General features: G+C 38.8%; 25 protein-coding genes and 1 pseudogene. 15 read left to right on the top strand and 11 right to left on the bottom strand.

Features of this window, described 5'->3' with window-relative positions; translation table 11 throughout:
• Positions 1–177 precede the first annotated feature (177 nt).
• Positions 178–1,128 (top strand): magnesium/cobalt transporter CorA, encoded by a 951-nt coding sequence (corA, locus tag FLK20_RS06135; RefSeq protein ID WP_152655663.1) that lies wholly within the window; start codon positions 178–180, stop codon positions 1,126–1,128.
• A gap of 185 nt (positions 1,129–1,313) precedes the next feature.
• On the opposite strand, the gene FLK20_RS06130 is transcribed toward corA, so the two are convergent.
• The 3 genes from FLK20_RS06130 to FLK20_RS06120 are packed head-to-tail and all read right to left on the bottom strand — an operon-like array spanning position 1,314 to position 4,193.
• Positions 1,314–2,336, bottom strand: coding sequence for a serine hydrolase domain-containing protein (locus FLK20_RS06130; RefSeq protein ID WP_152655662.1), 1,023 nt, complete (start codon positions 2,334–2,336; stop codon positions 1,314–1,316).
• Positions 2,337–3,314 (bottom strand): N-acetylglucosamine kinase, encoded by a 978-nt coding sequence (locus FLK20_RS06125; RefSeq protein ID WP_152655661.1) that lies wholly within the window; start codon positions 3,312–3,314, stop codon positions 2,337–2,339.
• A 3-nt stretch (positions 3,315–3,317) separates the two neighbouring features.
• Positions 3,318–4,193 (bottom strand): MurR/RpiR family transcriptional regulator, encoded by an 876-nt coding sequence (locus tag FLK20_RS06120; RefSeq protein ID WP_152655660.1) that lies wholly within the window; start codon positions 4,191–4,193, stop codon positions 3,318–3,320.
• A gap of 398 nt (positions 4,194–4,591) precedes the next feature.
• Here FLK20_RS06120 and FLK20_RS06115 point away from each other — a divergent pair.
• Positions 4,592–4,957 (top strand): annotated as a pseudogene (locus FLK20_RS06115) (RrF2 family transcriptional regulator); the annotation flags it as partial.
• An 80-nt stretch (positions 4,958–5,037) separates the two neighbouring features.
• Here the strand turns inward: FLK20_RS06115 and FLK20_RS06110 are convergent.
• Positions 5,038–5,919 (bottom strand): alpha/beta fold hydrolase, encoded by an 882-nt coding sequence (locus FLK20_RS06110; RefSeq protein WP_152655658.1) that lies wholly within the window; start codon positions 5,917–5,919, stop codon positions 5,038–5,040.
• A gap of 228 nt (positions 5,920–6,147) precedes the next feature.
• Positions 6,148–7,116, bottom strand: coding sequence for a sigma-70 family RNA polymerase sigma factor (locus FLK20_RS06105; protein WP_152655657.1), 969 nt, complete (start codon positions 7,114–7,116; stop codon positions 6,148–6,150).
• Positions 7,117–7,576: 460 nt separating this feature from the next.
• Between FLK20_RS06105 and FLK20_RS06100 the strand changes: the two genes are divergently transcribed.
• From FLK20_RS06100 to FLK20_RS06085, 4 genes are all read left to right on the top strand, one after another.
• Complete coding sequence (locus tag FLK20_RS06100; RefSeq protein ID WP_152655656.1) at positions 7,577–8,746, top strand: short-chain dehydrogenase; 1,170 nt, start codon at positions 7,577–7,579, stop codon at positions 8,744–8,746.
• Between the two features lie 127 nt (positions 8,747–8,873).
• Positions 8,874–9,308, top strand: a complete 435-nt coding sequence (locus tag FLK20_RS06095) for an NUDIX hydrolase (protein ID WP_152655655.1) — start codon at positions 8,874–8,876, stop codon at positions 9,306–9,308.
• Between the two features lie 61 nt (positions 9,309–9,369).
• Positions 9,370–9,591 carry a hypothetical protein gene (locus FLK20_RS06090; RefSeq protein WP_152655654.1) on the top strand — a complete coding sequence of 74 codons (222 nt, stop codon included), beginning with the start codon at positions 9,370–9,372 and terminating at the stop codon, positions 9,589–9,591.
• A gap of 437 nt (positions 9,592–10,028) precedes the next feature.
• Positions 10,029–10,838, top strand: a complete 810-nt coding sequence (locus tag FLK20_RS06085) for a PP2C family serine/threonine-protein phosphatase (protein ID WP_152655653.1) — start codon at positions 10,029–10,031, stop codon at positions 10,836–10,838.
• 71 nt (positions 10,839–10,909) lie between these two features.
• On the opposite strand, the gene FLK20_RS06080 is transcribed toward FLK20_RS06085, so the two are convergent.
• Positions 10,910–12,907, bottom strand: coding sequence for a penicillin-binding transpeptidase domain-containing protein (locus FLK20_RS06080; protein ID WP_152655652.1), 1,998 nt, complete (start codon positions 12,905–12,907; stop codon positions 10,910–10,912).
• Between the two features lie 15 nt (positions 12,908–12,922).
• A complete protein-coding gene (gene bla, locus FLK20_RS06075) occupies positions 12,923–13,849 on the bottom strand; it encodes a class A beta-lactamase (RefSeq protein WP_152655651.1) in 927 nt (308 codons plus the stop codon).
• Positions 13,850–14,073: 224 nt separating this feature from the next.
• On the opposite strand from bla, the gene FLK20_RS06070 reads away from it, so the two are divergent.
• From FLK20_RS06070 to FLK20_RS06055, 4 genes are all read left to right on the top strand, one after another.
• Complete coding sequence (locus tag FLK20_RS06070) at positions 14,074–15,861, top strand: BlaR1 family beta-lactam sensor/signal transducer (RefSeq protein ID WP_152655650.1); 1,788 nt, start codon at positions 14,074–14,076, stop codon at positions 15,859–15,861.
• Between the two features lie 18 nt (positions 15,862–15,879).
• Positions 15,880–16,266 carry a penicillinase repressor BlaI gene (gene blaI / locus FLK20_RS06065; protein WP_152655649.1) on the top strand — a complete coding sequence of 129 codons (387 nt, stop codon included), beginning with the start codon at positions 15,880–15,882 and terminating at the stop codon, positions 16,264–16,266.
• Between the two features lie 88 nt (positions 16,267–16,354).
• Positions 16,355–16,885, top strand: a complete 531-nt coding sequence (locus FLK20_RS06060; protein WP_152655648.1) for a GNAT family N-acetyltransferase — start codon at positions 16,355–16,357, stop codon at positions 16,883–16,885.
• Positions 16,886–17,109: 224 nt separating this feature from the next.
• Positions 17,110–17,640 carry an NUDIX hydrolase gene (locus FLK20_RS06055; protein ID WP_152655647.1) on the top strand — a complete coding sequence of 177 codons (531 nt, stop codon included), beginning with the start codon at positions 17,110–17,112 and terminating at the stop codon, positions 17,638–17,640.
• A gap of 439 nt (positions 17,641–18,079) precedes the next feature.
• Here the strand turns inward: FLK20_RS06055 and FLK20_RS06050 are convergent, their stop codons facing one another.
• Positions 18,080–18,730 (bottom strand): FusB/FusC family EF-G-binding protein, encoded by a 651-nt coding sequence (locus tag FLK20_RS06050; RefSeq protein WP_152655646.1) that lies wholly within the window; start codon positions 18,728–18,730, stop codon positions 18,080–18,082.
• 721 nt (positions 18,731–19,451) lie between these two features.
• Here FLK20_RS06050 and FLK20_RS06045 point away from each other — a divergent pair.
• Positions 19,452–20,135, top strand: coding sequence for a class I SAM-dependent DNA methyltransferase (locus FLK20_RS06045; RefSeq protein WP_194165545.1), 684 nt, complete (start codon positions 19,452–19,454; stop codon positions 20,133–20,135).
• Positions 20,136–20,265: 130 nt separating this feature from the next.
• Here the strand turns inward: FLK20_RS06045 and FLK20_RS06040 are convergent, their stop codons facing one another.
• On the bottom strand, positions 20,266–20,637 hold the full coding sequence (locus tag FLK20_RS06040) for an iron chaperone (RefSeq protein WP_152655644.1): 372 nt from the start codon (positions 20,635–20,637) through the stop codon (positions 20,266–20,268).
• Between the two features lie 78 nt (positions 20,638–20,715).
• Positions 20,716–21,249, bottom strand: a complete 534-nt coding sequence (locus FLK20_RS06035; protein ID WP_152655643.1) for a DUF1572 family protein — start codon at positions 21,247–21,249, stop codon at positions 20,716–20,718.
• Positions 21,250–21,511: 262 nt separating this feature from the next.
• On the opposite strand from FLK20_RS06035, the gene treP reads away from it, so the two are divergent.
• The 3 genes from treP (at position 21,512) to treR (ending at position 25,444) form a co-directional block, all read left to right on the top strand.
• The gene (gene treP, locus FLK20_RS06030; RefSeq protein WP_152655642.1) at positions 21,512–22,945 is read left to right on the top strand and encodes a PTS system trehalose-specific EIIBC component; all 1,434 of its coding nucleotides are present in this window, start codon (positions 21,512–21,514) and stop codon (positions 22,943–22,945) included.
• A gap of 84 nt (positions 22,946–23,029) precedes the next feature.
• Complete coding sequence (gene treC / locus FLK20_RS06025) at positions 23,030–24,715, top strand: alpha,alpha-phosphotrehalase (protein ID WP_152655641.1); 1,686 nt, start codon at positions 23,030–23,032, stop codon at positions 24,713–24,715.
• Positions 24,716–24,730: 15 nt separating this feature from the next.
• On the top strand, positions 24,731–25,444 hold the full coding sequence (gene treR / locus FLK20_RS06020; RefSeq protein WP_152655640.1) for a trehalose operon repressor: 714 nt from the start codon (positions 24,731–24,733) through the stop codon (positions 25,442–25,444).
• Between the two features lie 52 nt (positions 25,445–25,496).
• Here the strand turns inward: treR and FLK20_RS06015 are convergent, their stop codons facing one another.
• The gene (locus FLK20_RS06015; RefSeq protein ID WP_152655639.1) at positions 25,497–25,898 is read right to left on the bottom strand and encodes a GIY-YIG nuclease family protein; all 402 of its coding nucleotides are present in this window, start codon (positions 25,896–25,898) and stop codon (positions 25,497–25,499) included.
• Positions 25,899–26,091: 193 nt separating this feature from the next.
• Here FLK20_RS06015 and FLK20_RS06010 point away from each other — a divergent pair, with 193 nt between their 5' ends.
• Positions 26,092–26,964, top strand: coding sequence for an Hsp33 family molecular chaperone HslO (locus FLK20_RS06010; RefSeq protein ID WP_152655638.1), 873 nt, complete (start codon positions 26,092–26,094; stop codon positions 26,962–26,964).
• Positions 26,965–26,968 lie beyond the last annotated feature (4 nt).

Genomic DNA, 26,968 nt, shown 5'->3' with positions numbered 1-26,968 from the left:
CTCATTCCCTACTTACCTTCATCGATTGCAAAATCTTAGAAAACTTCCTTGCATACGACTTTAACATTAATCATTTATCCTCTTCCAATATAATTATCTTTTATTATATACTTAATAATATAAGTTTCTACAGGCTATATCAGCCTTTTCTATATCCTTAAAATAAGGAGTTTCATTATGCCAATCTCCATACATTATCAAACTGCTTCAAAAGAATGGAAGCAGGTAGAAAGTGATGCAGCAATTCCGGGTGATGCCCTTTTTATATGGTATGATTTTGTACAAAGCAGTACGGAGGAAAGCGAATTGCTCGCTTCCCGATTTCATTTCGATCCGCTGGCTATTGAGGATACAATAAAAACCGTGTCACGGCCCAAGCTGAAAGAATACCCAGGATATCTATTTTTAGTTTGTCATCTTGTAAATGCAAAAGACTATCGTGCAAGGGCGATAAACATCTTTATGAAAGACAATATCCTCGTAACCTATCATCAGGATGACTTAGACAAACTGGGTAATATCAGAGAGGCTATTCACAAGCGTTATCCGTCCCAGCCTGTTACACCGGCAGATGTCGCTTTGATCATTTTAGATTTTATTGTGGACAGCTATTTTGAATATGTATATCACATCGAGGATGATGTATTTTCTTTTGAAGACCGGCATGTCAATGATACAGCTGATAACAAGCTAATGGAGGACGTCTTTCAAATCCGGTCGGTTCTGATTAAGATAAAACGTGTCATTATGCCGATGCAGGAACTGATTCAGCACATAAAAGAAGAAACGGCATTCACAGAAACAAAGAAACAGAGACTCTATCTTCATCATATTGAAGATCATATTATCAAACAAATAAATATCATTAAATCTGCACAGGAAATGACCGGTGATATCCGGGATAATTATGACTCGTTAAGTTCATACCGCTTAAATCATATTATGAAGGTATTAACGTTAGTATCGGTTATTTTTTTGCCTCTGTCTTTAATTACCGGCATTTATGGCATGAACTTTAGGCATATGCCGGAGTTGCAATGGGATGATGGTTACATGGCGGTGCTTATTGTAATGCTGGTTATCAGCATTGGACTGATTATTTATTTCAAATTAAAAAAGTGGTTTTAAAGTGCTGAAATCAATCAGCTGCTGACATTATCTTTAGCAGCCGATTGATCACTTTGATAGTTCTTTTTGGTGTATTCCGTTTTTATGATAGGCGTGTTAACAATTATCAGCATTTTGTTTATCATCAAAAAACTGATTTTTTTATGATGACCGTTTCATTCGTACCTGGAGCAGTTTATTGTTTGTTAACTGGTCAACACTTCATAAACCATTGTGTGAAACTTCCTTCTAATTTCAGGAAGCTGATGCTGCCGCCCATAATGAACCATATTAGTAAGCAGAACGGCAACTATTTCTTCTTTCGGATCAATCCACAAGCTTGTTCCTGTGAATCCGGTATGGCCAAAGGAGCCGATCGACCAGGTGGAGCCACTGCTTGTCCCAATTGCCTTATCGCATAATACTTCAAATCCTAAGCCTCGATTTTGAATCACATTTTCTTTTATTAAAGCCATTGTTTCATACCTCAAAACGGATTGCTTTTCCGGATACAGCCAATAATCGCCATAGGCTGCCACATCTGCAGCTGTAGAAAATAAGCCGGCAGAACCGCTGACTCCGCCCATATGAAAAGCTTTTTCATCATGCACTTCACCATGAACGTATTTTCCGCAAACCTTCTCTGTTGCTGCAATCTTATTCTTTTCTATTTGTTCAGGGAGAAAACCGGTGTCATCCATCCCCCACGGCTGATACAGCTCTCTTTTTGCGAAGGAATCCAGCCCTTGATTCGTTATTGCTTCCACTACTTTTCCTAAAACAATCATTCCGATATCGCTGTATAATACTTCGGTGTCAGGAGGATGAACCGCTTTACAGTTTAAAATTTCCTTCCATACGTCTCTTTGCTGATATCGATTTTTCATGGATAAATCTGCTGAAACACCTGATGTATGCTGTAAGAAATGGCGAATGCTTATCCCCTTATGAGGGAACCCGGGAATATATTTGGTCACTTCATCGCCTATATGCAGCTGTTTTCGTTCATGCAAAAATAAAATACTTGGCAGGGTACACATGATTTTGGTTAAAGAAGCTAAGTCAAAATAAGTATCTGTAGAAACTGGAATTCTTTCTCCCTCATTATTTAAAAACGAACCTGTACTTCTTAACGTTTGCTGTTGTTGATGATGCTGGATGAGATAAACAGCTGCAGGAATTTCATCTTTTGTAACCAGCCCCTCTAAATACAGCTCATAAGCATTCATTTATTCACCTCTTCTCCCTGTATTTACTAGCATTTTTTTGATTTCATCCGGTAAGTGTCCCTGTTTTTTTAAAACGAGAACAATACTTCCGATTACAGGAGGATTCTTCGATAGCATTACATTCAAGTTAGAATTTTCCGCCAATTCATTCATCACTCGTGTCACGATAAGGTCATTCTGAAAAACGCCCCCTGCCAATACAAAAGAAACAGGCTTTTCCGTTGTTTGAAACAGCCGCTCAAATAACACATTGCCACGATGCGCTATTTTTTCTGCTGTTTCTTGAATAATATTTATTGCAATAGCATCTTTTAAATCAGCTGCCTGAAAAACATAGGCTGCGAATGCAGCCACACGCAGCTTTTCAAAGTTTTGATAAACAACAGGAATCAATTCTTCGATGCGATGAATCCCTTCTCCACTCAAAATAAGGTTTGTCATCGCTGTTTTTGGCCCCAGCCCATCTAATTCATTAAATACAGCTATCAAGGCTTGCAAACCTAAATCATAGCCACTGCCCGGGTCACCGCCGATTACATGTCCCCATCCACCAACACGACCTGTCTTCGATCGATGGATACCGAGGCTGATAGCTCCAGTTCCACAGATGGATACGATACCATCAGCACCGAATGTTTCCGAATAAAGAGCAATTATTCCGTCGTTTTCAACAATAATTTCATTAACTGAATCCCCGTGCGATGAAATTTTCCGAAAGCATTCCAGCCATATTTTCTGATCTGCCTTCCTGCCTAAGCCCGCTATCCCCAACCCTAAGGATAAATCCGTATCCGCAGGTAAATGCATATCATCATATGCTTCGTCTATTATCTGACTGACGACTTTTACGGAATGTGTATAACTCGTGCTATGAGGATTTGCAGCAGCTGCTTCTGTTTCCCATACGATCCCCTTTGTTTTATGAAATAGTAACGCTTTTGTTTTCGTTCCCCCGCCATCCATTCCTAAAATATACATTTCTTATCTCCCTTTATGTGGATTTCGAAATTCATTTTGCAGCACTTCCCGTGTCTTATTAAGATAATGCAAGGTTGTATCATAATTTCTGGAGGCAACACCAGTAAACAGGATATCAATAATATTGAGCTGAGCCATTCTGGAGGCTGTCGCCGCACTTCTAACCAGCTCCGATTCAACAGAAGATACATGCAAACAGATATCAGCCAGCTCCGCCAATGCACTCTTCCCATACTTTGTAATAGCTACAACCAGCGCATTATTTTTTTTCGCATTTTCAATAGCCTTATTGACGTGCCTCGTCTCTCCTGAATAAGAAATTCCAACTGCAACGTCCTTTTCCGTTAATGTAACAGACGATGTCAATTGTAAATGTGCATCCTCATATGCTGTACAATACTTGTTAATTCTCAGGAATTTCTGCTGTGCATCCTGTGCAATTACCTGTGATGCAGCTGCTCCATAAAAATCAATTCGATTTGCCTTATCCAATGCTTCAATGGCTTGCTCCATACTCGATAAATCAATGATCTTCAGCGTCTGTTCAATGGATTGTATGTTTTTACGAGAAACAATATCCATGATAGAGCTGACCTTTTCTCCTGAAGAGATTTCTGCATTGGTATAGTTACTCAGCTCACTTGTTTGCAAGTTCCCGGCAACTCTCAGCTTTAAATCCTGAAATCCCGATACACCAATGTTCTTGCAGAGACGAATAATGGCAGCCTGACTGGATCCGCTTCTTTCAGAGAGCTCTTTAATCGACAGCCGCACAGCTTCTTCTGGATGCTCCAATATATAATGTGCAGCATTTCTTTCCGCTGGCTTTATGGTACTCAATGCTTCTTTGATTCTGATTAATCCATCATTATTTCTCATGTTATGAAACCTGCCCTAAAATAGTTTTTTATATAGATCTTCTTATTATAATAGGTAATTCTTATTATCTCCATAAGGAGGGGGAGTTGTCTGCCCAGGATAACCGGTTCCTTGGCACCTGTCGCGCTAGGTACGTTTGTTTATGCTGATGGATTGTTTCATTTGCCAAAATAGCAAAGTCAAACGCTACGGTACTAACTTGTTCTGCCATGTATACATTTTCAAAAAAGAATAAACTCAAACCCTATTTATTGATGCCAGATTATTGTATCCCGCTTGTTTCTATGCATGGTAACAGGATTAAATTTTTATTTCAATAATTAACATTACAACCAAAATTTATTTTTATACATTCTATAATACAAGTACATAAAAAACCTTTCAACAAAATAATTACTGATTTGTCTAACATAGCTTCCATTGTATATTCCATCTCACCAGAGCACCTGAGAAAGGTTATTCATGATTTAACAAAAAGAGAATTACTGATATCTGTCAGGGGAAGAAATGGTGGATTCCGCCTTGCCAAGCCTGCTTCTGATATAAATATTGGATTATTAATCCGCTCACTGGAAAGTGATTTTAATTTACTCGAATGCTTTGATAAAGACACTAATCATTGCGTAATTTCACCGGGATGCTCCCTGAAGCACGCTCTGAACAAAGCATTATTTCAATTTTTTAAAGTGCTGGAGGAGTATACGCTGAAAGATTTGATACAGAATGAAGAAGAGCTGAAGGAATTAATGGGGATGAGAGATTAATGAGAAGATGTTCTTGCATGCTATTAGTATGTTATTGATAAAACAGCTATAAACAAGAACATCTCGTTAAAGCGAAATAGTTATTTTTGGGAATGTGTCTTGTCTCCGGCTAATACTTCTCCGTCCTCTACTTTTACAAAAGCACGGACCATCTCACTAAATTGTTTCTTTTCCTCAATATACGGAAAATGATTACTATAAGAATAGGCGTATAATCTGGAATTAGCTAACTGCTTTGCTATTTCCTCTGAAAACACGTATGGACACTGCGCATCATGCTCACCACAGTATACAAATACAGGGATTTTTACATCGGTTAATGCTTCTGTAATATCATACTCCGGTAATTCAGTGTATGAATAATAATCCAGCCGGCTTCCTATTGTTTTCCCGCTACTCGGCTTTTGGAAATATGCTTCTCTTTTCTCCGGATAGTATAAGGACATATCTAACCATTCTTTATTTGCTTGACGCCGCTCAGCTTTATCCGTTGAGGTTTTTAATATATCAAGAATCTCTAATAAACGATTATTATAAGGCGACTCCCTGCAGTAAATACTTCCGGGATGCTTCATGTACTGCTTGGACGCAGCTGCTCCACCAACAATCACTTTTGTTAAGGAATCCTGCGCTAAAATCGCATATTTCAATCCCAGCATTCCTCCTGTTGAATGCCCGGCAAAAGCCCATTTCCCGTAACCTAAAGCTTCCCGGATTGCTTCTAAATCATATACCGATTCTGCCATGCTTAATTGGTGCGCTTCCTTTGCTTTACAGGAATTTCCTGCTTCTCTTAAATTGACGAGCACCACTGAGAAATAATCGGTAAACTCACTGGAAAAATAGTCGCCAAGCTCATTGAATGCACTATATAAATGTGTTGAGCATAAGGGGTCTCCTTCTCCCTTACGAAAAATTTCGAAATCTCCGCGTGCTGTTTTTACGATTTCTTGTTTCCACATCTTCCACGCCTCCCTTATTGGAATAATAACATAATTATTCTCAGTTGAAGCGGGTTTTCTTCGTTCAGAGCATTATCCTGTCCATTGCAGCAGTTGCAAGCACAGTATATATGATTCACATAAACAAAAAATTTAAAAACATAAACTGCTCCCATTTTCTTACCAAGGTGTACACAAACAGTCATTCAAGCATCACACCAACTGAAGATCTTTTATTTCTTTCGCATATTAATCCATCTTATATGCTCTCTCTGATTGAATGGTCATCTTAAACTCGTTAGCAGCTGCGGTCAAGAAATCTGTACAGAAGTAATAATGTCTAAAATATATAATTTTATCTTGCTCTGTTTCCAAATATATAATGTCATGCAACTGTAACTCCGCATCCTGTTTTATAAAGACTGCCATAACCGGACGGTCCCACAGCATTCGAAATTCAGCATGCTGCTGATGAATTGTCGGATCTTTAAAGTCATCGGTAATGGAATACTTCCGAATCGTTTCTCTGCCATATTCCTGACCAACATGAATAATATCATGATAAGCATGTTCGTCCAATAGAGCTGCCATTGCATCTGGGTCTCTCCTATTAAATGCATCTACAAAAGCATGAATGGTTTTTGAATTACTATCTTTTAAGTAATCCTTGGAATATAAACGGGATTCCATTTTATTTTCCTCTCCTGTCGATATTTTTTTCAATTTAGCCCTAGCCCGGTGCAATGCAGATTTTACAGCTCCTTCAGAAGTTATAATCATCTCAGCTGTTTCTCTTGCCGTAAAATGAAAAACATCAACCAGTAAAACGATAACGACTTGCCTTAACGGTAAATGCTGAACAAGTGTTTCAATCGCTTCTGTTACTTCAAATGCTGCCGGCAACGTTTCTCCCTCAGCTATCTCCTCCATAAATTCGTCCGTAATAAATTTATTTTTCCGTTGTTGATTAAGCCACGTATTAGTAGCAATGCGAAATAAGTAATTCTTTGGAATTAACGGCTGCCAAATTTGCCCCAATGATGCAAAGGCCTTCATTAAGGTTTCTTGAACCAGGTCTTCAGCATCCCATGGGGAGCCGGTAAGATACCTGCAATATCTCCATAAATCTGAACGATATTCTTCGATGATGTGCAGAAATTCCTTCTTTAATGGCCATGCTGCTTTTTCCATTTCCTGCAGATCGAGTTGTTTCTTCATACGGTTTCCCTCCAGTTCAAATAATTTTCACTTACACTATATAGACACATAAAACAATCAAAACGATACGGTTAAAATGAAATATTTTTAAATGCTTTGGATTAAATGGGATGAAAATGATTCTTTTATGATACTGCAATGTTCGATGATTGCAGTTTTCGTATGCACTAATCAAAATAACGAGCAGGGTTTAAAAAGGAAATGGATCGATACTGCCACAAGCCTCTTCTCTCCATATATTTATACATAATAAATTCATTATAGCTATCAGGATTTCCTTTTTTTTCACCTCATTCTGATATCAAAAATTATTAGTATGGTATGAATTATGTCTAATAGTATGAAACAGCAAGAAAATTTTCATGCTATATCACCAAATGATGCAAACGCTTTTACAATAAACTATGAAAACCTTACAATGGAATAAGCTTGAAAAAATACGAGAGAAGGAGGAATTTTTTTGCAGAATAACCCTTGGAACCCTTTATCTATCGAAGAAATAAACCACTTAATGAAGGATATCGCTATCTCATGGTGGATTGCCGGCGGCTGGGCACTGGATTTGTATTACGGGAAGCAGACAAGAAAGCATGACGACATGGATATTCTTATCAGAAAAACAGATTTACCGGTATTGAAAAAGCACCTGGGTGAAAGCTATGAATTATTCCTCGCCGACAAAGGCTGTTTGACAAAGCTGACAGATTCAGAGAATTTAAATATACAAGCAGGCAGTCTTTGGGTAAGAAAGAAGCATGAAACAAGCTGGCTATTTGAAATTATGCTTATAGATACGGAGAATAATGAATGGGTTTATAAAAGAAATAATCAGATTAAACGGCCTGTCAGCGAGATTGGGGCAGTAACAGATGATGGCATTCCCTATATAAAGCCGGAAATACAACTATTATATAAAGGTGGAAGCTCTGTTGTCAGAGAGAAAGACAATGATGATTTAGAGCGGATGCTTCCTGTTTTAAAAGAGGCTGAAGTAAAGTGGCTTTATCAAGCGTTAAGTCAGCAATTTAACGGAAAGCATCCTTGGCTGGAAATAATCAATAATAAATTGAAGAGCTTTCCTGCTCATACCTTAGTTATCGGCGGAACTGGCATGTTATCCGCAGCTTCCTTATGGCTTGCTGACAGGTCAGGCAAAGTCTCCATTATTGCACGCAATCAAGGTAAAATGGAAAGGTTAACTGCCAAAGCTGACTCCACTGCCCCGATTACGCCGCTATTGGTTGACTACAAAGATAGTATTGCGCTGAAAGATAAAATCAGACCCTGTATCCGGAAGAATGGTCCAGTTGATCTGGTTGTTGCATGGATTCATTCCAATTCAAACAATGCCTTGGATAGTATTGCTCATGAAATTGCACAAGAAAGCGTCTCTTGGAAACTCTATCATGTACTGGGAAGCAGTTCTGATTTATCCCAAATCAAGGAAGCGGCCATAAAACAATATCCTGGCTGTCAGTACAGGCAAATTCAGCTTGGATTTATTTTAGAAAAAGGATATTCCAGGTGGCTGACAAATCAAGAAATCAGCGAGGGGGTTATTGACGCTGTTGCTTATGACCGGGAAGTAAAAGTTATCGGGACATTAGAGCCTTGGGATAAGCGGCCTTGAGTTACTCAAATGTATCAATATATGATTCCTACTATAAGGTAAGCATGTTTCATTGTCTGTATCCACGAAGAAATAACGCTTGTATCAACCTGAAAACTATCTATAAAAACAAAGGAGGCAACTTTCAATGCGAAAAGTCATCATACGGCCAATCGCTATTTGTCTATTTAGAAAGGATGATGCCATTCTTGTTGCAGAAGGCTATGATCCTGTGAAGGAAGAATTCTTTTACAGACCAATTGGTGGAGGAATAGAATTTGGAGAAAAAAGTTCAGATACCCTGGTGAGGGAAATAAAAGAAGAATTAAGTGCAGATATTGCTAACCTTCAATTTCTCGGTACAGTTGAAAACATTTTTACTTTCGATGGAGAAACAGGTCACGAAATTGTTCAAGTCTATGATGGGGAATTTATTGATAAGTCCTTATATAATCAGTCTGTATTAGTTATACAAGAGGATGACGGGAAAACACATAAAGCGATGTGGAAGCCTTTGGCTGCTTTTCAAAATGGAAAATTACACCTTGTGCCTGAATCACTTTACAATTTATTAACAAAATGAACTCTTCTGATTTTCTTTGTTAAAATCGGGTATGAGCATACATTAGAGGGAGTGATACATCATGAGGTTGAAAAAATCTTTCCTTGCAGCCTTAGGAGTTTCATTGATGCTTATTCTCGGAGCGTGTCAGAGTGATGAAAATGAAGAACCGGAAAATCAGGAACCCGATCAAGAAGAAAATGGCAATGAAGATGGAGCTGAATCAGAAGATACAGAGGAAAATGATAATGAAGGTAGTTCGGATGAGGACAAAGTTAAGGATATTTTTGAGGGTGGGGAATAGAGTAAAATTATTTAAATGTGTGTTCAAAAAGTACGATAAAAAGGACCAAGAAGTTCAAGGCGGCGCAGCTTTGAGGAACAGGCTTCCACAGGATGTGGTGACTTCTGTGTTGTCCACACGACGTGGACGAACTTAACAGAAGTTCCGCTATGCTTTTAGATACGTGAGTACCGGAAATGCAAGCCAACGCAGAAATTCGCCGTGTCACTTTTATTGGGCTTTTTGAACATCCTCTTTAAATACTAAAACACCTGCTTAACCTGAATAGAAACAGCCACAAAATAATTACTTCTTAAAAGACTTGTTTGCCCGCAAGTCTTTTTACTTTTTTATTAAACATCTATGAATTGTTGACAAACAGCATAGGACTATATAGGTTAAGAGTATAAAACATCTATATAAATTAACCAATAACACACTGCCAGGAGGCAACTGTTATGAATAAAACCATTGATGAATTCATCTGGATCGGCAGCAAAGAAAATTTTGTAGACAAAATAAATATACATACTACAGACAACATATTTTTAGGACGTTTTGGCGGTAACTCTGCAGCCGGACAGTATAAAAATGAAGATGGTTGTTTGGTCTGGACAAATAAAAAATGGGATTATGAGTTTGCAGTTATTTTAGATGCGCATAACTCAGCAGACAGTGCCACTTTAATTTTAAAACAACTTTCAAAAAGAAAGCAAGAAATACAAGACCTGTTAGCTTTACCTTATAAACAAACATATACTCAACTGGAGAACACTATACTAAATATTTTTCAGGAAAAACAGTTTCTTTCCGATTGCCGTAAAGTGCAAGGTGAATCTTCCTGTTTGATTGTTGTAAGAAAAAATAAATACGTGTGGTGGTTCTCCATCGGAGATTGCCTCGCCTGTATATTTCATTCAGAGCTCGCTCTTCTTGGTCAATATCAAATGAATCAGCGCCAGTTTTATGAATGGATTGGACAGGTAAATACATTTGAACAGCCCGTTCCCTGTTACAGCAGCGGTATAAGAGAGCTTAGAAAAGGAATCAACCGCATTTTTTTAACAACAGATGGTCTGATTGAATGCCCTAATGACCCTTTCTCTTCACCAGAGAAAATTTATAATGTAATAAAAAGACTGCCCATAAATGAAGGCTTGATGACCTTATTAAACTCCATAAAGGAGAACAACGTCAGAGACAGTACAACAATCCTGTCATGGGATGTGAACATAACAGAAGATGTAACATTCCCAAGTGATGAATGAATTTTAAATAGGTTGATGTACACGTTCAGACTGTGTACATCAACCTATTTCACAGAAAACAACTCGCTGCCCTACTGCACATACTCAAACACATTTCTCGCCTTGGCAATCACATAACTGCTGCCACCCCGGTCCTTCACATCTTCCACCATCATCACCAATAATATTTCAGAATCATCTTCCTCAAAACCGACAAACCAGCCGTTTTCATTTCCATTATCATCTTCTTTACTTGCTTTAATTTCCGCTGTTCCAGATTTTCCGCCGATGACTGCATCAGGTATATAAGTAGTATGCGCCGTACCCTCAGGGCTCTCGACGACCTGAATCAGATTCTCTTTTACCAGATTCGCAGTTTCCTTGCTAATAAGATTTTCCTTCCACACCTCAGGTTCATTCTCTTCTATCAGAGATGGATACAGCATATTTCCTTCGTTGAGATAGGGTGTATAGGTTAATGCAAGATGCAGTGGACTCATCATTACCTGCCCTTGTCCATAAGCTGTATCAGCAAGCTGTGCCTCACTGTCAATCTCTCCATTGTTCGTCAAATTAGAGGCTGGAATTGTAAATGGAAACGGAATCTCTTCACCAAACCCAAAGCCGACTGCCTCTGTTAAAAAGGATTCTGCCCCCATTTCCAGTGCTTCCTGCGCAAAATAGATATTATCCGAATGAACAAAGGCATCGCGCAGATTGACGTCTGCTTTATCATGTACACGGGTAACATAATAGTCTCCCCATGAATCATCCTTTGTCCAATGCAGCCCATCAATCTGTCTGACCTTTTCCGGATTTGTAACACCTGTCTCCAACCCTATCGAAGCTGTTATCGTTTTAAATACGGAGCCTGGAGCATAGCGGCTGGTAAAACGATTTAAAAATGGCTCATCCGGATCTTCACTCCATTTTTCCCATTGCTCTCCTGATAATCCTCGCACAAAAGCATTAGGGTTATAAGCAGGTGAGCTGACCAGGGATAAAACATCTCCAGTATGCGGATCTAAAGCAACAGAGGTTCCTGCATCTCCTTCGAACTGCTCATATATTTTTTGCTGCAAGGCGGCATCGATGGTTAATTGTATATCTTCTCCATCGACAGGTTCTTTTTTTGCCAGCGTTTCTTTTACATCGCCATCTGCAGTACTTATATAAATATGGGTCCCATTTTCTCCTCGTAGTTCCTTTTCAAAGACCTTCTCCAGACCTGCGTTTCCAATTACATCACTGGCATCATAACCTTCCAGTTCCTCCAGCTGTTCAGCAGATATTTCCCGAACATAGCCTGTTAAGTGGGCGGCCGAAGCTCCCAGCGGATAGGTTCGGACTGTTTCCACCCGGGAGCTTACGCCTGGAAGCTCTACATAAGCTTCTATATTGTCTTCTCCCATTGGCAAGGTTTTTATCGGCACGAATACTTCCGGAGTTACCCAGGATGCATCCAGGGCTTTGTCTATTTCTTCCACAGAAATACCCAATAGTTCTGCCAGCTTTTCTTTGGTATGGCTTGCGTCTTCCTTCAGCATACCTGGTATGACGCCAATAACATTCGCTTCTTCATTAACGGCAAGCCCGGTTCCATTCTTATCCTTCAGCTCTCCTCTTTCAGCTTCTAATGTTTTTACTCTTACTTTATCTCCTGTGCTTAGCTGCGGAAAAATCTGTGATGAATTCCATTTAATCAGCCAGGCTCCCTCATCATCCTGTTCTAATGTCAGACGATGACTGTATTCAATCGAACCGGCAATCGTATCCATCTCTACACTATATGGAATAGTAATAAGATCTCCATCCGGCTCTAACTGCTCCTTTGAATCTACACTCGATGTCACCTGTAAATTTTCAGTTCCCATTCCATTATATATAGCTTCATAGCGTTCAATAAACGCTTCTTCTGTTATTTTATTTTTCACTTCTTCGGAAAGCTGCTCATACATGGCGTGAAAATCTCTATTTTCCCAGTTGGTAAGATAATCGTTTAATACTTCCGAAGGTTCCTCTTTCTTAGAGCATCCCATTGTTATCAAAAGCATCAGCACAATCATGATAATCGTTCGATAACTTTTCATCCTTCCACCTTCCTGTTATTCTTTATTCTGCAGTTGTTCAATAACTTGTTCAGCGGCTCTTTCAATCAATACATCATGATAATCTGCATCTGCTGTATCCCGACTGGAAAGGATAGCTATAACAATTGGAGCTTCGTTATCAGACGGCCAGACAACAGCAATATCATTTCTCGTACCGTAGCCGCCTGCTCCACTCTTATCTCCTACTTCCCAGTCTTCCGGAACGCCGGCGCGAATCAATGTATCTCCAGTTTTATTCCCTGTTATCCAATCCATCAGCACCTCCCGCTTATCTTCAGGCAGCAAGTCACTCAGTACATAAGTTTGCAGACTTTCAGCAAGTGCCTGCGGGGTGCTCGTATCCCGGGTATCTCCTGGAACAGCTTCATTTAATTCTGTTTCCATTCGATCCATTTCTATTGTTTCATCCCCATTTTCTCTTAATATTTCTTCCATCCCATCTGGTCCTCCGAGCTCTTCCAGCATAAGATTCGCTGCTGTATTATCACTGTAGCGGACAGCAGCCTCACAAATTTCTTTCCATGTCATTCCACTATCGACATGCTTCTCTGTTACAGGAGAATGTGCTACTAACTCTTCTTCAGAATACGTAATGACTTCCTCTAATTCCTCCATTGATTTTGTTTGTAAAATAGCTCCCGCTGCTAAAGCCTTAAAAGTAGAAGCATAGGCAAATCTTTCATCTGAGCGATAGGTAACTGTCTGCTCAGACCCAGTGTCAATAGCATATACACCAAGCCTTGCATCAAATTCCTCTTCAAGTGCTTTAAAAGCTTCTTCGCTTTGAGAAGCCTGTTCTGGAGCTTCCGAACTTTCTTCACTGCTCTCTCCTTTATTAGAACAGCCTGCTAATCCTATCATGATAATCGACAACAATAAGATGAAGCCTTTTTTATTATAAATATCTCGAAAATGTATCATTTAAAAACCTCCTAAATTTATTTTGACTACAACCGTAATACAATACTACACACGTAGTCCAAGTTTGTCAATTCCTATTTTTAACCTTTACAATTTCTTAACTGACAGATTGATAATTGTGCATTACAGTGGTAAGATTTAATATATTACAAGTGTAATTTTAAATTAATTTCGGTAAATCGTTTATATACCATTGCCGCAACTGAAGAATGGAGACGAAAAGCATGTTTGTAACAACACTTATTACAGGCTTCATCATCTCTTCCATTACCATCGGGTTTATTTTTCTTATTAAAAAGGTATTCCAAAAGCAGCTATCCGCCAAATGGCAATATAATCTATGGTATTTATTGCTTTTTGCTTTAGTCATCCCATTTGTGCCTGCTCATTTTCTTCCAGCCGGTAATCTATTCCATACATTTACAGGCAGCTCATCTATGGGGGGCAGTTCTGCTTCCATCGATAATGAGGCAGCTGGAGCTGAGGGGACAAATGCTAATTGGATGCAGGATTTTTCTGTAACAGTTACGCAGACAAATACAGAGCTGTTAAATGGCATCACCGCTGGATTATGGATCACCGGGGCACTCGTGTTCATGGGACTTTCTATACGTGCATGGCTGAATTTAAGGAGCATTAAAAAGTCCATTTCTCACGTGGAAAGTAAAGACATCCTTAATCTGTTCCAAATGTCTAAACTTCAACTAAATATCTCAAAAAATATAGTATTGGGTGTTTCCGATAAAATACGTTCGCCTCTGACATTCGGCCTGCGTAAAACCTTTGTTGTACTGCCGGCCAATTTTGAAGAATGGTTATCCAGGGATGATATCAAGCATATCCTTCTGCATGAATTAAACCATTACAAATACAAGGATATCCCTACCAACTATTTAATGGTTTTCTTCCAAATCATTTATTGGTTCAATCCTCTGGTTTGGATGGCATTCAAAGAAATGCGCCTGGACCGTGAGATTGCATGTGATCACGCTGTATTAACAGCTTTGGATGGCCAAAGCTATAAGAAATACGGAAATACCATCATTCATTTTATCGATAAATCGCCCAGCCCTCCGTATAATAAGCTGGCGAATCAATTAAATGGCTCCAAAAAGCAAATCAAGAAACGGATTATAGAAATTGCTTCCTTTCAAGCAGACTCTAAATTACTGCATGCTAAAAGCATTGGTATCTTCCTGCTGGCCGGCTTGTTTGTAGCTACGCAGATTCCGCTTGCTTCTGCGATGGCTAATGATAATAATCGTTATACGTCTTTTCGTCCTGATCAGACATACGAGGAGGATCTCAGTGCCTATTTTCAAAATTATGATGGAAGTTTTGTTCTATACGATATGCAGAGGGATGCTTACCATATCTACAATGAAGATCAGAGCACATTACGGGTTTCTCCTGATTCTACCTATAAAATTTATAGTGCCTTATTCGGGTTAGAGGAGAATGTTATAACACCGGTACAAAACACCATTGAATGGGATGGTACCGAACAGCCCTATGACCAGTGGAATGAAGATCAAAATCTGGGAACAGCCTTAAATCGTTCTGTTAATTGGTATTTCCAGCAGATCGATCAGGAAATGGGACTGGACAGCATTCAATCCTATCTAAATCAGATCCATTATGGAAACCGGGATGCTTCTGGAGGTCTTGAACAATTCTGGCTCGAATCCAGTTTAAAAATTTCACCAGTAGAACAGGTTGAACTGTTACAGGCTTTCTATCACAATAGCTTTGACTTTCAGGAAGACCATATTGAAGCTGTTAAAAATGCATTACAAATAAACCGACAGGACGGTACTGCCCTCTACGGAAAAACGGGAACAGGTAATGTGAATGGCAAGGATATCAACGGCTGGTTTATCGGGTTTGTTGAAACAGAAACAAACACCTATTTCTTTGCAACCAATATACAGGATGAGGATAATGCCTCTGGAAGTATTGCAACAGAAATAACCTTAGCTATTCTAAAAGATAAACAAATTTATGAGGAGTAAAAACCGGGGTGATTATATATGACAGAAAAAGTACCCAGCATTTCTGAAGCAGAATGGGAAGTCATGAACGTGTTGTGGAAAAAATCACCACAAACAGCAAATGACGTGATTACCTCTCTGCAGGGACAAAAAGATTGGAAAGCCAAAACCGTGCGCACACTTTTAGACCGATTAGTGCAAAAAGGCGTTGCTGGTGTAAATAAAGAGCAGCGGATCTATACATTTTATCCGCTTTATTCCCAGGATCAATGCCAGCGTGCAGAAGCAGAATCTTTCATTAAACGAATTTATGGCGGTACGGTAAAATCGATGCTGGTCCAGTTTATGGAGGAAGATTCTTTATCCGAGGAGGATATTGAGGAATTAAAATCAATTTTAGATGAAAAACCAAAAAAGAAAAAATAACCTGCACAGAGAATAATGAAGGGACTGAATAATGCGCAGATAACAATACTTTCCAGACAGATTTCTAAAAATATTGGAGGAAAGAGTATTGAAAGAAGAATTATTTACAAAAAGATTAGTCTTACGAAAAATACAGACATCTGACGCCGCTGCATTATTTAACATTTGGTCAGATCCGGCTGTTGCAGCATTCATGAATATCTCTGCTTTCACAAGCGAATCACAGGCAGTGGAAATGATTGACCTGCTTAATGAATTAGCGGAAACAAAGCAGGCTATCCGGTACAGTGTGTTTGATTTGCATTCAAAGGAGATTATCGGCTCCTGCGGCTTTAATGCTATCAACGCAGAAAATGCCCGGGTTGAGATTGGCTATGATATTGCGAAAGCCCATTGGGGAAATGGGTACGCTCCTGAGTCCGTTCAGGCATTAATTGATGAGGCTTTTATCAATTTAGGAATCAACCGGATCGAAGCAAAAGTAGAGCCTGCAAATATAAATTCGGTGAAAGTCCTGCAAAAACTAAGATTTACTTTTGAAGGAACGCTGCGGCAGTACGAAAAGGTGAAGGGAAATTTTGTAGATATTCATATGTATTCACTATTGAAGAATGATTAAGCCTGTTTCTCCCTCTGTATTTATTCCAAAATACAGAGGTTTTTTTCTATCATTTCGTATATCTTCCCCCTTTAGAGATTGCGATAATTTATATTGTGTTTTTTATGTTATTCTAAAAAAACAAGTGCAGCAGGCTTTTTTTAAAGTCTATTAAAAGAATAGCAGATTCTATTTCTGCTCATACATTAGTCAAACAGACAGAATAGGTAGGAAGGAGTGGAAATATGGAGATATGGGATATTTACGATAAGGAACGAAATCTGACAGGCAGGCAAATGCAGCGCGGGGATACATTTGAACAGGGTGCTTATCACTTAGTCATTCACGTATGTCTATTTAATCCATTGGGAGAGATGCTGATTCAACAGCGGCAGACAGATAAGAAAGGCTGGCCGGGTATGTGGGATGTCAGTACCGGAGGCAGTGCCATAGCAGGTGAGACCAGCTGGCAAGCTGCGGAAAGAGAAATAAAAGAAGAAATAGACTATACACTTCAACTCCAGGACAAGCGCCCTGCTCTAACAATTAACTTTGAAAATGGATTTGATGATTATTATCTGATTGAAGCGGATATAGATATCGCAAACCTTTCATTGCCGACCGAAGAAGTGAGGCAAGTAAAGTGGGCGTCAAAGGAAGATATCATCCATATGATTTCAGAAGGTTTATTTATTCCTTATCATAGATCGTTGATTGAATTATTATTTGATATGAGATTTAGCATGGGAGCGCATGATGAGAGAGAAGATCAGTAAAACTTTCCTTCCTTTGGATATTACATAAATACTGCTGCTCAGCACTTTCATCAAAATAAATAACCACTCTTCTCAAGCCTAGCAAGCAATGAAGGTGTGGTTATCAAAAACTCTTTGTGATGCTGCCCCTTGAAGGGCTACTGCACTGACGTTCGGTGAGCCACCGCCGGACGTTTTTATTGTATGCTCTATTCATCATCATGATACACTATTTTTTATAAATAAAATAACTTTTAAAAATCCCTGGATTATTTAACACTTAAAATGACATAACAGGTATCTCTATCACAATTACTGCAATAAAGATACCCTTATCTCATACAAAAAGGAATTAAGCTCGGTCACATATACTCAACAAATCAAATAGAACTATTTAGCATCAAGTGAAGCATTCCCTCTATTTAAATTCTATCAAACCTCTTGATAAACTGTATTGTGTTTACTTAGTGACTCTCTCAAAGAACGCTCTTACTTTCTCCATATCTGTTATATGCTGATTGCACTGTTGACTGTCTGCACAGATATAATTATAGTGATTGGCAAATGTTCCTGAAGCTTCACCTTTTACAGTGGTAGTAAAACGAACCACATCTGAATGACAGTTACAAAGTGTGCAAATGCCTTTGATGGCGGGATGTGTAAAAGTCCCCTTTAGTGCTTTATTTTTTCCATTTTCTTCAATAACCATATATCTTCGCAGCTTCCCTGGATCATCCCAGGCTAAATAAGAAATCTGCCGGAAATCGATATTCTCCAGATTAGGGAGCTTTAATTTCTTTTCTTTTTTAAATAAGCTCTTCAATTTACCTGCCTCTACTGCACGAAAAGGAATAATATAAGCTTCCAGCTGTTCTAAAAAGGCTTCTCCCTCTGCCTTGTCTTGTATATCAATAAGTGGATCAACTAATTTCGCCTCTTCATCAGACCATGAAAAGGAATCTATCACATCACTTCTTACAAGTCCACGTACGGCATGAATCACATTCTGATCCTTTGTAGTTGCTAATGCTTGTAAAATTTTATCCAGCTGCTGCTCGATGAAACGATAATTTGCTACTGTTAAGAACGGTTGAATTGGTTGTTTTTCCATTTGAAATCACTCCATTATGATAGGCTTTTTAATCAAATTTAATGGCCTAAAGAGATCATTCATTATTTATTTTTATTCGCTTTTACTAGACCTCTTTGACCAAAAAGATACTCGGTCTAGAGCAAGCATTGTCAAAGAATGCTTTCATTTCGATTCCTCCTTAGAAGAAAAACTATAGCTAGTATAACATTTTTTCCTTTATATTTCCTAAAAACTGATTTAATTCCTTCTTAAGCTCGTATTTCTAAATATGTTATCCGGTTCATCTGCCGAGATAGAGATCATATCAGATAATATCTTTACCAGATAAGCTTTCCCGCTTCCTGCATTGTGAATAATATGTATATTCTTTACTTTTCCCCGTAACGTATCACCTGCTTTCTGTTTTCAAAATAAATCACCTCCCTATAGTTAAAGAGTAAGGAGACAAACGCCATCTTCCATTAGTAAGTATTCTTTCCTAATCACTGACATCGGCATCATCCCTAATGAAGGACGTTGAAGCTTCCATACTGATATCCGCAAATTATTCCACCTCCCCTTTAATTTTTAGATTATTCTCTCACTTTAGTATAGAATGGAAATATATCATTCACAACCTCTTCACAAATAGTGTACTGTCAGATTTGAATATTATATAGAATAGAGGGATAGACTTGTTCAAAGAATATGGAGAATTAAGTACAAAATTATACGAAATTACGAAGCCGGTTGGATACTCTTGGGTGGTGACATTGCGTATTATTATAAAAAGCTGAAAAATCGTCATGGCTCCATACTGGAAGCCGGTGTCGGCACCGGTAGAATGCTGATTCCATTTTTAAAAGAAGGAATTGCTATTGACGGCGTAGATATCTCCTCTGACATGCTGGAACAATGCAAAGTCAATATGCGCAATCATCAGGTAAATACCAATTTATTCAGACAAGACCTGACACAGCTTGATTTAGACAAGAAATATCATACAATTATTATGCCAACCGGCAGTTTCTGCCTGCTTCCAAGAAATCAAATCAATACTTTTCTTCAAACTTTATATAATCACCTGGAAGAAGGCGGACAATTTATTTTTGACACCTTGCTGCCAACGGACTTTCATGCTGGTGATATAGCTATAAGCAATTATCCCCTGACAGAAGATTCCGGAATATTATTCACAAACACAAGTAAAGAAATAGATTGGCTGAAGCAAAAAGTTTCCTATATTCATAAATATGAGCTTTTGCGTAAAGGGGCTGTAGAGAAAACTGAAATCTCTCATTTTGTCCTGTACTGGTATAGACTGCAGGAATTAGAGCTGTTATTAAAAAATATTGGATTCAGCAACATTGATTATGAAGTTGGTTATGGCAGAGGAGACGATTCTTCTTTAATTACTTTTATTGCGAATAAAGAGCAGAACTAAAGGAACGATGTGTTTTGGGAACACCAAACCAAGCAATTGGTTTTGCAGGTATTTACATCCCGCAGATAACAAAATATATAGCCAAGCGGAAAAAATCTCTGAGCAGGTATCCTCCTGCCAAGAGATTTTTTCATTTTCTCCAAAAAGTAGTACAATCTACTTTATCTGCTATATTATATGCTATAAGTTGTTTCAACAGGTTGTAATCAACTGGAGCATCCCATGGAATACGTATAATTTCCTTCGTATGATCGTATCCAGCTTTAACAATTTCATCGGAAAAACGGATAATCCCTGCCTGCTCTGGTGCAACAGCTAAATGTTTCTTGGACACACTAAATCCTATTATAAATGTATCATGATCCGTAAACATTGGCTGATTCCATGCTATTTTTGTTCCAAGGTGCGGGAATTGTTCAGCTACCCACTCCAGTACCTCTTCTGCTCTATCATGATGCTCTGGGTCATCTATTTTTTCTAAAAACGGTGCAAATACTTCCATATTGACTTTCCTCCTGATGGTATATTTTTCGCAGCTAGACTTACATTATATATGAAACTGTCTAATGATGAAGCTTTCTCATCTATATTTTCTCTCCATCTGCTCTAAATATGCTGCTGATTTTCCTTTAGGAATACTAAGTGTTTCCCAATCCTCCCCTTTGATCTGTTTACCGATATAGACAATCTGTCCAATATGATAAGCGTAATGCGCCAATTGCCTTTCAATCGCATCTATTACCAGATGACCTTCACTCCGAATCAAAATATTCTTTAGAAGGTCTTCTCCTTCCAATTCATGTAATGCTTGAAAGAGCACACTCCAGCCTTCTTCCCAGACTTCTCTTAATTCCTGGATAGAGCCTATCGTATCCTCAAATTCCAGATCCCGATTTCTGGCCGGCTTCTCACCATCTGATGTTAAAAAATCTGTCCATCTGGATATCATATTACCGCTTAAATGCTTTATAATCACAGCGATACTGTTAGATGCTTCATTCAAACACCAATGAATATGTTTATCAGCTAATTGATTGATAGTTTTATCGCCAAGCTCTTTGACACTTTGAAACCTTTTCTGTACGATTTTTAGATATTCTTCTTCCATACGCATATTTCATCCCGCCTCCCAGTCGGATCAACTTTGAATACTCACAGGACCATTATATGGCATAATCATTTCAGCTCCGTTCCAATTTCATTCTCTTTCTTTGCCCATCTTCCATACCATCTCATTTCCAATATACAAGATTCACACCATTATAACCACTCACCTTCAAAATATCTTTCAAATTTTTATTGACAAACCTGTATATACAAGTTAAACTGAAAACGTTAACACTTGTATATACAAGATATAAAAAGGAGGAAAGACATTGAGTAAATATACGGCTCCATCAAAAGAATTATTAGAAAAAGTCGGTGGAAGTGAAAACATCTCTGTCGTTACACACTGTGCTACCAGAATGCGATTTGTTTTAAATGACCCGGAAAAAGCAGATGTTAATGCCATAGAAGATATTGATCTTGTAAAAGGAACCTTCACACAGGCTGGACAATTCCAGGTTATTATCGGAAATGAAGTCGCTTCCTTTTATAATGAATTTACGCGTATTGCTGGTGTTGGGGATACTTCTAAGGAAGATGCCAAGGAAGCAGCAAAACAAAATATGAATTTCTTACAGCGCTTAGTATCCCATTTGGCAGATATTTTTACGCCAATTATTCCAGCACTTGTTGTCGGGGGGCTGATTTTAGGTTTCCGAAATGTGATTGGTGAAATTGAAATGCTGGAAAATGGAACGATGACCTTGGTGGAATCCTCACAATTTTGGACAGGATTATATGATTTTCTCTGGTTAATTGCTGAAGCGATCTTTCATTTTCTCCCTGTTGCTATTACCTGGTCTATCTCCAGGAAGATGGGAACAACGCAAGTACTCGGAATTATTTTAGGTCTTACACTCGTATCGCCACAGCTTTTAAATGCTTATGGTGTCGCAGAAGCAACCGAAATACCTGTCTGGGACTTCGGTATTTTCCAAATTGAAATGATTGGTTACCAAGCGCAGGTTATTCCGGCTATTTTAGCAGGTTTTGTATTAGCTTATTTAGAAATATGGCTTCGTAAAATTATTCCACAAGTCGTATCCATGATTTTTGTACCGTTCTTTGCATTACTGCCGGCAGTTATCATTGCTCATGTTGTGCTAGGTCCAATCGGCTGGACAATTGGTTCATGGATTTCAACTGTTGTTTATGATGGATTAACCTCTGCCTTTGGCTGGCTGTTTGCTGCATTATTTGGATTTGCCTACGCACCGCTTGTTATTACAGGCTTGCACCATATGACAAATGCAATCGACCTGCAATTAATGAGTGAATTTCACGGAACAAATCTCTGGCCAATGATTGCTTTATCAAATATCGCACAAGGCTCTGCCGTTGTCGCAATGATTTATCTGAATCGCAAGGATAAGAAGGAGCAGCAGGTATCTGTTCCAGCAGCGATTTCCTGTTATTTAGGAGTCACCGAACCCGCATTATTCGGGATCAACCTGCGTTATCTATTCCCATTCATTGCCGGGATGGCTGGATCCTCGGTTGCAGCAGTTATTTCTGTCGGCTCCGGTGTTATGGCAAACTCGATTGGCGTTGGCGGAATACCGGGAATCCTGTCTATTCAAGTGGCACATATGCTGATGTTTGCTGTAGCTATGGTGGCAGCTATCGTCATCCCATTCATTTTAACCATCGTTCTATCCAAAACAAAAATGGGTGTAGATGCGTATAAACGCTTAGGTAAATAAAAATAAGGAGGGGGTTATTCCCTCCTTTTTCATCTAATTCATATTAAAAATAAGGGAAACGCAGTAACATTTAGGAGGTTGACTATGCAAGAAAAATGGTGGCAAAAATCTGTGGTTTATCAAATTTATCCAAAAAGCTTTCAGGATACGACGGGAAATGGCATGGGAGATATTAATGGAATTACAGAAAAACTGGATTATATAAAAGAACTGGGAGCCGACGTCATTTGGCTCACCCCTATTTACGTTTCTCCACAAAAGGATAATGGCTATGATATTGCGGATTACTATGCCATTCAACCGGAATATGGAACGATGGAAGACTTCGAAGCAATGCTGAAAAAAGCACACCAGCTTGGCTTAAAAGTAATCATGGACATTGTGGTAAACCACACATCTACCGAGCATAGATGGTTCCAGGAAGCTAAGAAATCCAAAAATAACCCTTATCGAAACTATTATATCTGGAAAGATGGAGAGCCAGGCACTCCACCGACAAACTGGCAATCAAAATTTGGCGGTAACGCTTGGGAATACGACGAAACAACCGGCTCTTATTATTTGCATCTCTTTGATGTTACCCAGGCTGACCTTAATTGGGAAAATGAAGAAGTTCGTAACGATGTTTATCAAATGATGCACTTTTGGATGGATAAAGGCGTAGATGGTTTTCGTTTGGATGTCATCAATCTGATTTCCAAAGATCAGCGCTTTCCAAATGATGACGGCAGTATCCCACCAGGAGATGGACGGAAATTTTATACAGATGGACCACGAATACATGAATTTCTCCATGAAATGAATCAAAAAGTATTTAAAGGACGTGAAACCATCACTGTCGGGGAAATGTCCTCCACTTCTATGGAGGATTGTATCAAGTATTCGAATCCGGAGCGGGAAGAGCTGGATATGACGTTTAATTTTCATCATTTAAAGGTGGACTATCCTAATGGTGAAAAATGGACCAAAGCACCATTCGATTTTCTCTATCTTAAGCAGCTGTTATCTGATTGGCAAACAGGCATGCAGGAAGGCGGCGGCTGGAATGCGTTATTCTGGTGTAATCATGATCAGCCACGGATTGTATCCCGCTTCGGAGATGATACAACCTATCATAAGCAATCCGCAAAAATGCTGGCAACAACGATTCATATGATGCAGGGAACGCCTTATATTTACCAGGGAGAAGAAATAGGCATGACAAACCCCGGCTTTGATGATATTTCTCAATATCGGGATGTAGAATCACTCAATATGTACAAAATAAAAAAAGCTGAAGGTCTGTCTGATCAGGAAATTATTGAAATTCTCCAGGAAAAATCCCGGGATAATTCACGGACACCGATGCAATGGAATAACACAGCCAATGCCGGATTTACGGAAGGAACCCCTTGGATTGGTCTCCCTGATAATTACCAGAAAATCAATGCAGAAGCTGCGCTCGCTGATAAAACGTCTATTTTTCATCATTATCAGAAGCTGATCCAGCTTAGAAAAGAGCATCAAGTTATTACAGACGGAACATATCAATTAATTATGCCGGAAGACTTTGCAATTTTTGCGTATATAAGAGAAAATGAAGATACAAGACTATTAGTAGTAAACAATTTTTACGCAAAAGAAGCAGAGCTGGATTTACCTGAATCGATTCATCATGCATTTATGGACAGCGGGATTCTATTGTCTAATTACGCAGATTCTCCATCTTTAGCTTCAGATACGGTTTCACTGCGGCCGTATGAATCTATTGTTTATTATCTAAAGAAATAAATGGAGTTAATGGCGATGCGAAATAAGTATTTAATTATTTATCAGGAAATGGTGCAAAAAATAGAAAAGGGAACATTTCAAGCAAATGAATTTCTCCCCTCGGAAAATGAATTAGCTGAGCAGTACGAGACATCACGGGAGACAATTCGGAAAGCATTAAATCTGCTTGCTCAAAATGGGTATATCCAAAAAATCCGCGGCAAAGGATCCACGGTGATTGAGCGAAATAAATTTGATTTCCCGGTATCCGGCCTGGTCAGTTTTAAAGAATTAGCTGATAAAATGGGAGAAAAGCCGATAACATTAGTACATCAATGTGCAAAAGTCTCAGCTACTGATTTTATCCGCCAGCAATTAAAGCTGAAGAAGAATCAGGAGGTTTGGGAAATTATCCGGACCCGCTCCTTCTCTGAACAGCGCGTGATTTTGGACAAGGATTATTTAGTAGCAAAAACCGTGCAGCATATTTCCAGGGAGATTGCTGAAGCTTCTATTTACGACTACCTTGAAAATGAATTAGGCCTTATCATCAGCTTTGCCAAAAAAGAAATTATTGTAGAGGAACCAACTGCCGAAGATCGTGAGCTGCTGGATTTAGAAGGTTTTTATAATATAGTGGTTATCAAAAACTATGTTTATTTAGATGATGCGACATTATTTCAATATACCGAATCCAGACATCGTCCTGATAAGTTCAGGTTCGTTGATTTTGCCAGAAGAGAACGCTAGAAGAAGGCTGATATAAGTGTATAACTGCTTATATCAGCTTTTTTCTAATGTTCTAAGTTAATGTAATCTCTTTTTTCGAATAAAACAAATGTGAAAAACACCTGCAATCCGATGATCCAAATCCTTTCACCGGCATCGTCCCTGCATTTTCCTGCATCAGCCTCTCACACAGAGCGCATTCTCCTTCCGCACCTGGATACGTTTGCACAGCCTGAATCTGTAAGTAAGGGCGTAAATAGTCTATATGCCAGCGCTTCTTTTTATCCATCTGTATATGCCTGTCCACCCGCGCACGAATATTCTGTTTTGCACTCCCTACATAAACATAATATCCTTTTGGAAAGTGAAATTGCCCCAGTCTGCCGACAGTAACAGCCTCTGTGTTTTCCGGAAGCCATGCCTTCACTGCATAAAGCGTATCCGATTCCCAAACAGAGTAATTGATAGGCTTCATTTGTTTTTATCATCTCCACTGCAAAATTTATTAAGCTGACCCTGCACTGCCCATTCCTATAAGTATATTTTAAAACGAACTATCTATATTGTAAAAAGGCAGATCTTTACTTTATTCAAACTCCTTTTTCCAATTTAAACTTGAACCTTACGTCACGTCATGATTTATCCTGTGATTAGAAGGAGTAGATAAAATGACGAATAAAATCATCAAAACGCTCGTATTAGATAACAGTGTCCGTTTGTATTTTACGGATAACACAAAAGTGCTGCAGGAAATTATGAATGTAAGTAAAATAAAGGATGAGACTTGTTATTTAGCATTAGCTAAAGCTGTTTCCGTCATCAGTCTTCTTTCTGTAACGTTAAAGGCTAATCAACGAATCAGCGCGGTTATTACATTGACGAACAAAAAATATAAAATTCATGCAGATACAGATGCAGCAGGAAATGTGCGCGGCTATGCCAATCAGGCACTTTTAAAGGAATATCAGCACCGGCATGCAAATGCATCTCTTCAGGAATTGATCGGTACAAAGGCTTCTATCCGGCTAATGAAAGGATTTGACATGAATCAATTTACAGGAATTACAGATATGCCGTATCAAAATATAGATGATGATTTTGCATATTATTTTAAACAGAGTGAGCAGACAGATACCATAATACAAACGAATATAGAATATAACAGTGAGGGCTGTCTTATTAAAAGCTATGGCATTTATGCTCAAGCACTGCCAGGGGCTAAAGAAGGTGCATTAGAGCTTGTCCAAAAACAATTCGAAGCAGAAAACCTTGTTCCTCTGCTGCTTCGGATGAATGATGCAGAGATAGAAAAAGAATTAAACGAGCGCTTTTATCATTCAAAAGTCATGGAACGGAAATCAATCCGATTTGCCTGCCATTGCTCGAAAGCAATGTTTTATGGTTTTCTTTATTCGTTACCTGCAGAAGAACTGCAAAAAGCTGTCGGGGCAAACACTTCTATTGATACAACGTGTCACATTTGCGGAAGAGATTATGTTTTCAGCCCTTCTGAAATACAAACCATTTTACAATCGAGGTGAGCAC

This window comes from Oceanobacillus sp. CFH 90083 (assembly GCF_009389585.1).
Taxonomy (GTDB): Bacteria; Bacillota; Bacilli; order Bacillales; family Amphibacillaceae; genus Oceanobacillus.
This window is presented reverse-complemented; position numbering and strand designations above follow the sequence as displayed.

Bases quoted from the DNA above. Each gene is read 5' to 3' on its own strand.
- FLK20_RS06090 (WP_152655654.1), top strand. From the start codon at position 9,370: ATGAGGTTGAAAAAATCTTTCCTTGCAGCCTTAGGAGTTTCATTGATG.
- FLK20_RS06120 (WP_152655660.1), bottom strand. From the start codon at position 4,193: ATGAGAAATAATGATGGATTAATCAGAATCAAAGAAGCATTGAGTACC.
- FLK20_RS06040 (WP_152655644.1), bottom strand. From the start codon at position 20,637: ATGGAAGTATTTGCACCGTTTTTAGAAAAAATAGATGACCCAGAGCAT.
- FLK20_RS06050 (WP_152655646.1), bottom strand. From the start codon at position 18,730: ATGGAAAAACAACCAATTCAACCGTTCTTAACAGTAGCAAATTATCGT.
- FLK20_RS06010 (WP_152655638.1), top strand. From the start codon at position 26,092: ATGACGAATAAAATCATCAAAACGCTCGTATTAGATAACAGTGTCCGT.
- FLK20_RS06105 (WP_152655657.1), bottom strand. From the start codon at position 7,116: ATGAAGAAACAACTCGATCTGCAGGAAATGGAAAAAGCAGCATGGCCA.
- blaI (WP_152655649.1), top strand. From the start codon at position 15,880: ATGACAGAAAAAGTACCCAGCATTTCTGAAGCAGAATGGGAAGTCATG.
- bla (WP_152655651.1), bottom strand. From the start codon at position 13,849: ATGATACATTTTCGAGATATTTATAATAAAAAAGGCTTCATCTTATTG.
- FLK20_RS06015 (WP_152655639.1), bottom strand. From the start codon at position 25,898: ATGAAGCCTATCAATTACTCTGTTTGGGAATCGGATACGCTTTATGCA.
- treR (WP_152655640.1), top strand. From the start codon at position 24,731: ATGCGAAATAAGTATTTAATTATTTATCAGGAAATGGTGCAAAAAATA.
- corA (WP_152655663.1), top strand. From the start codon at position 178: ATGCCAATCTCCATACATTATCAAACTGCTTCAAAAGAATGGAAGCAG.
- FLK20_RS06130 (WP_152655662.1), bottom strand. From the start codon at position 2,336: ATGAATGCTTATGAGCTGTATTTAGAGGGGCTGGTTACAAAAGATGAA.
- FLK20_RS06070 (WP_152655650.1), top strand. From the start codon at position 14,074: ATGTTTGTAACAACACTTATTACAGGCTTCATCATCTCTTCCATTACC.
- FLK20_RS06095 (WP_152655655.1), top strand. From the start codon at position 8,874: ATGCGAAAAGTCATCATACGGCCAATCGCTATTTGTCTATTTAGAAAG.
- FLK20_RS06055 (WP_152655647.1), top strand. From the start codon at position 17,110: ATGGAGATATGGGATATTTACGATAAGGAACGAAATCTGACAGGCAGG.
- FLK20_RS06080 (WP_152655652.1), bottom strand. From the start codon at position 12,907: ATGAAAAGTTATCGAACGATTATCATGATTGTGCTGATGCTTTTGATA.
- FLK20_RS06125 (WP_152655661.1), bottom strand. From the start codon at position 3,314: ATGTATATTTTAGGAATGGATGGCGGGGGAACGAAAACAAAAGCGTTA.
- FLK20_RS06035 (WP_152655643.1), bottom strand. From the start codon at position 21,249: ATGCGTATGGAAGAAGAATATCTAAAAATCGTACAGAAAAGGTTTCAA.
- treC (WP_152655641.1), top strand. From the start codon at position 23,030: ATGCAAGAAAAATGGTGGCAAAAATCTGTGGTTTATCAAATTTATCCA.
- FLK20_RS06085 (WP_152655653.1), top strand. From the start codon at position 10,029: ATGAATAAAACCATTGATGAATTCATCTGGATCGGCAGCAAAGAAAAT.
- FLK20_RS06110 (WP_152655658.1), bottom strand. From the start codon at position 5,919: ATGTGGAAACAAGAAATCGTAAAAACAGCACGCGGAGATTTCGAAATT.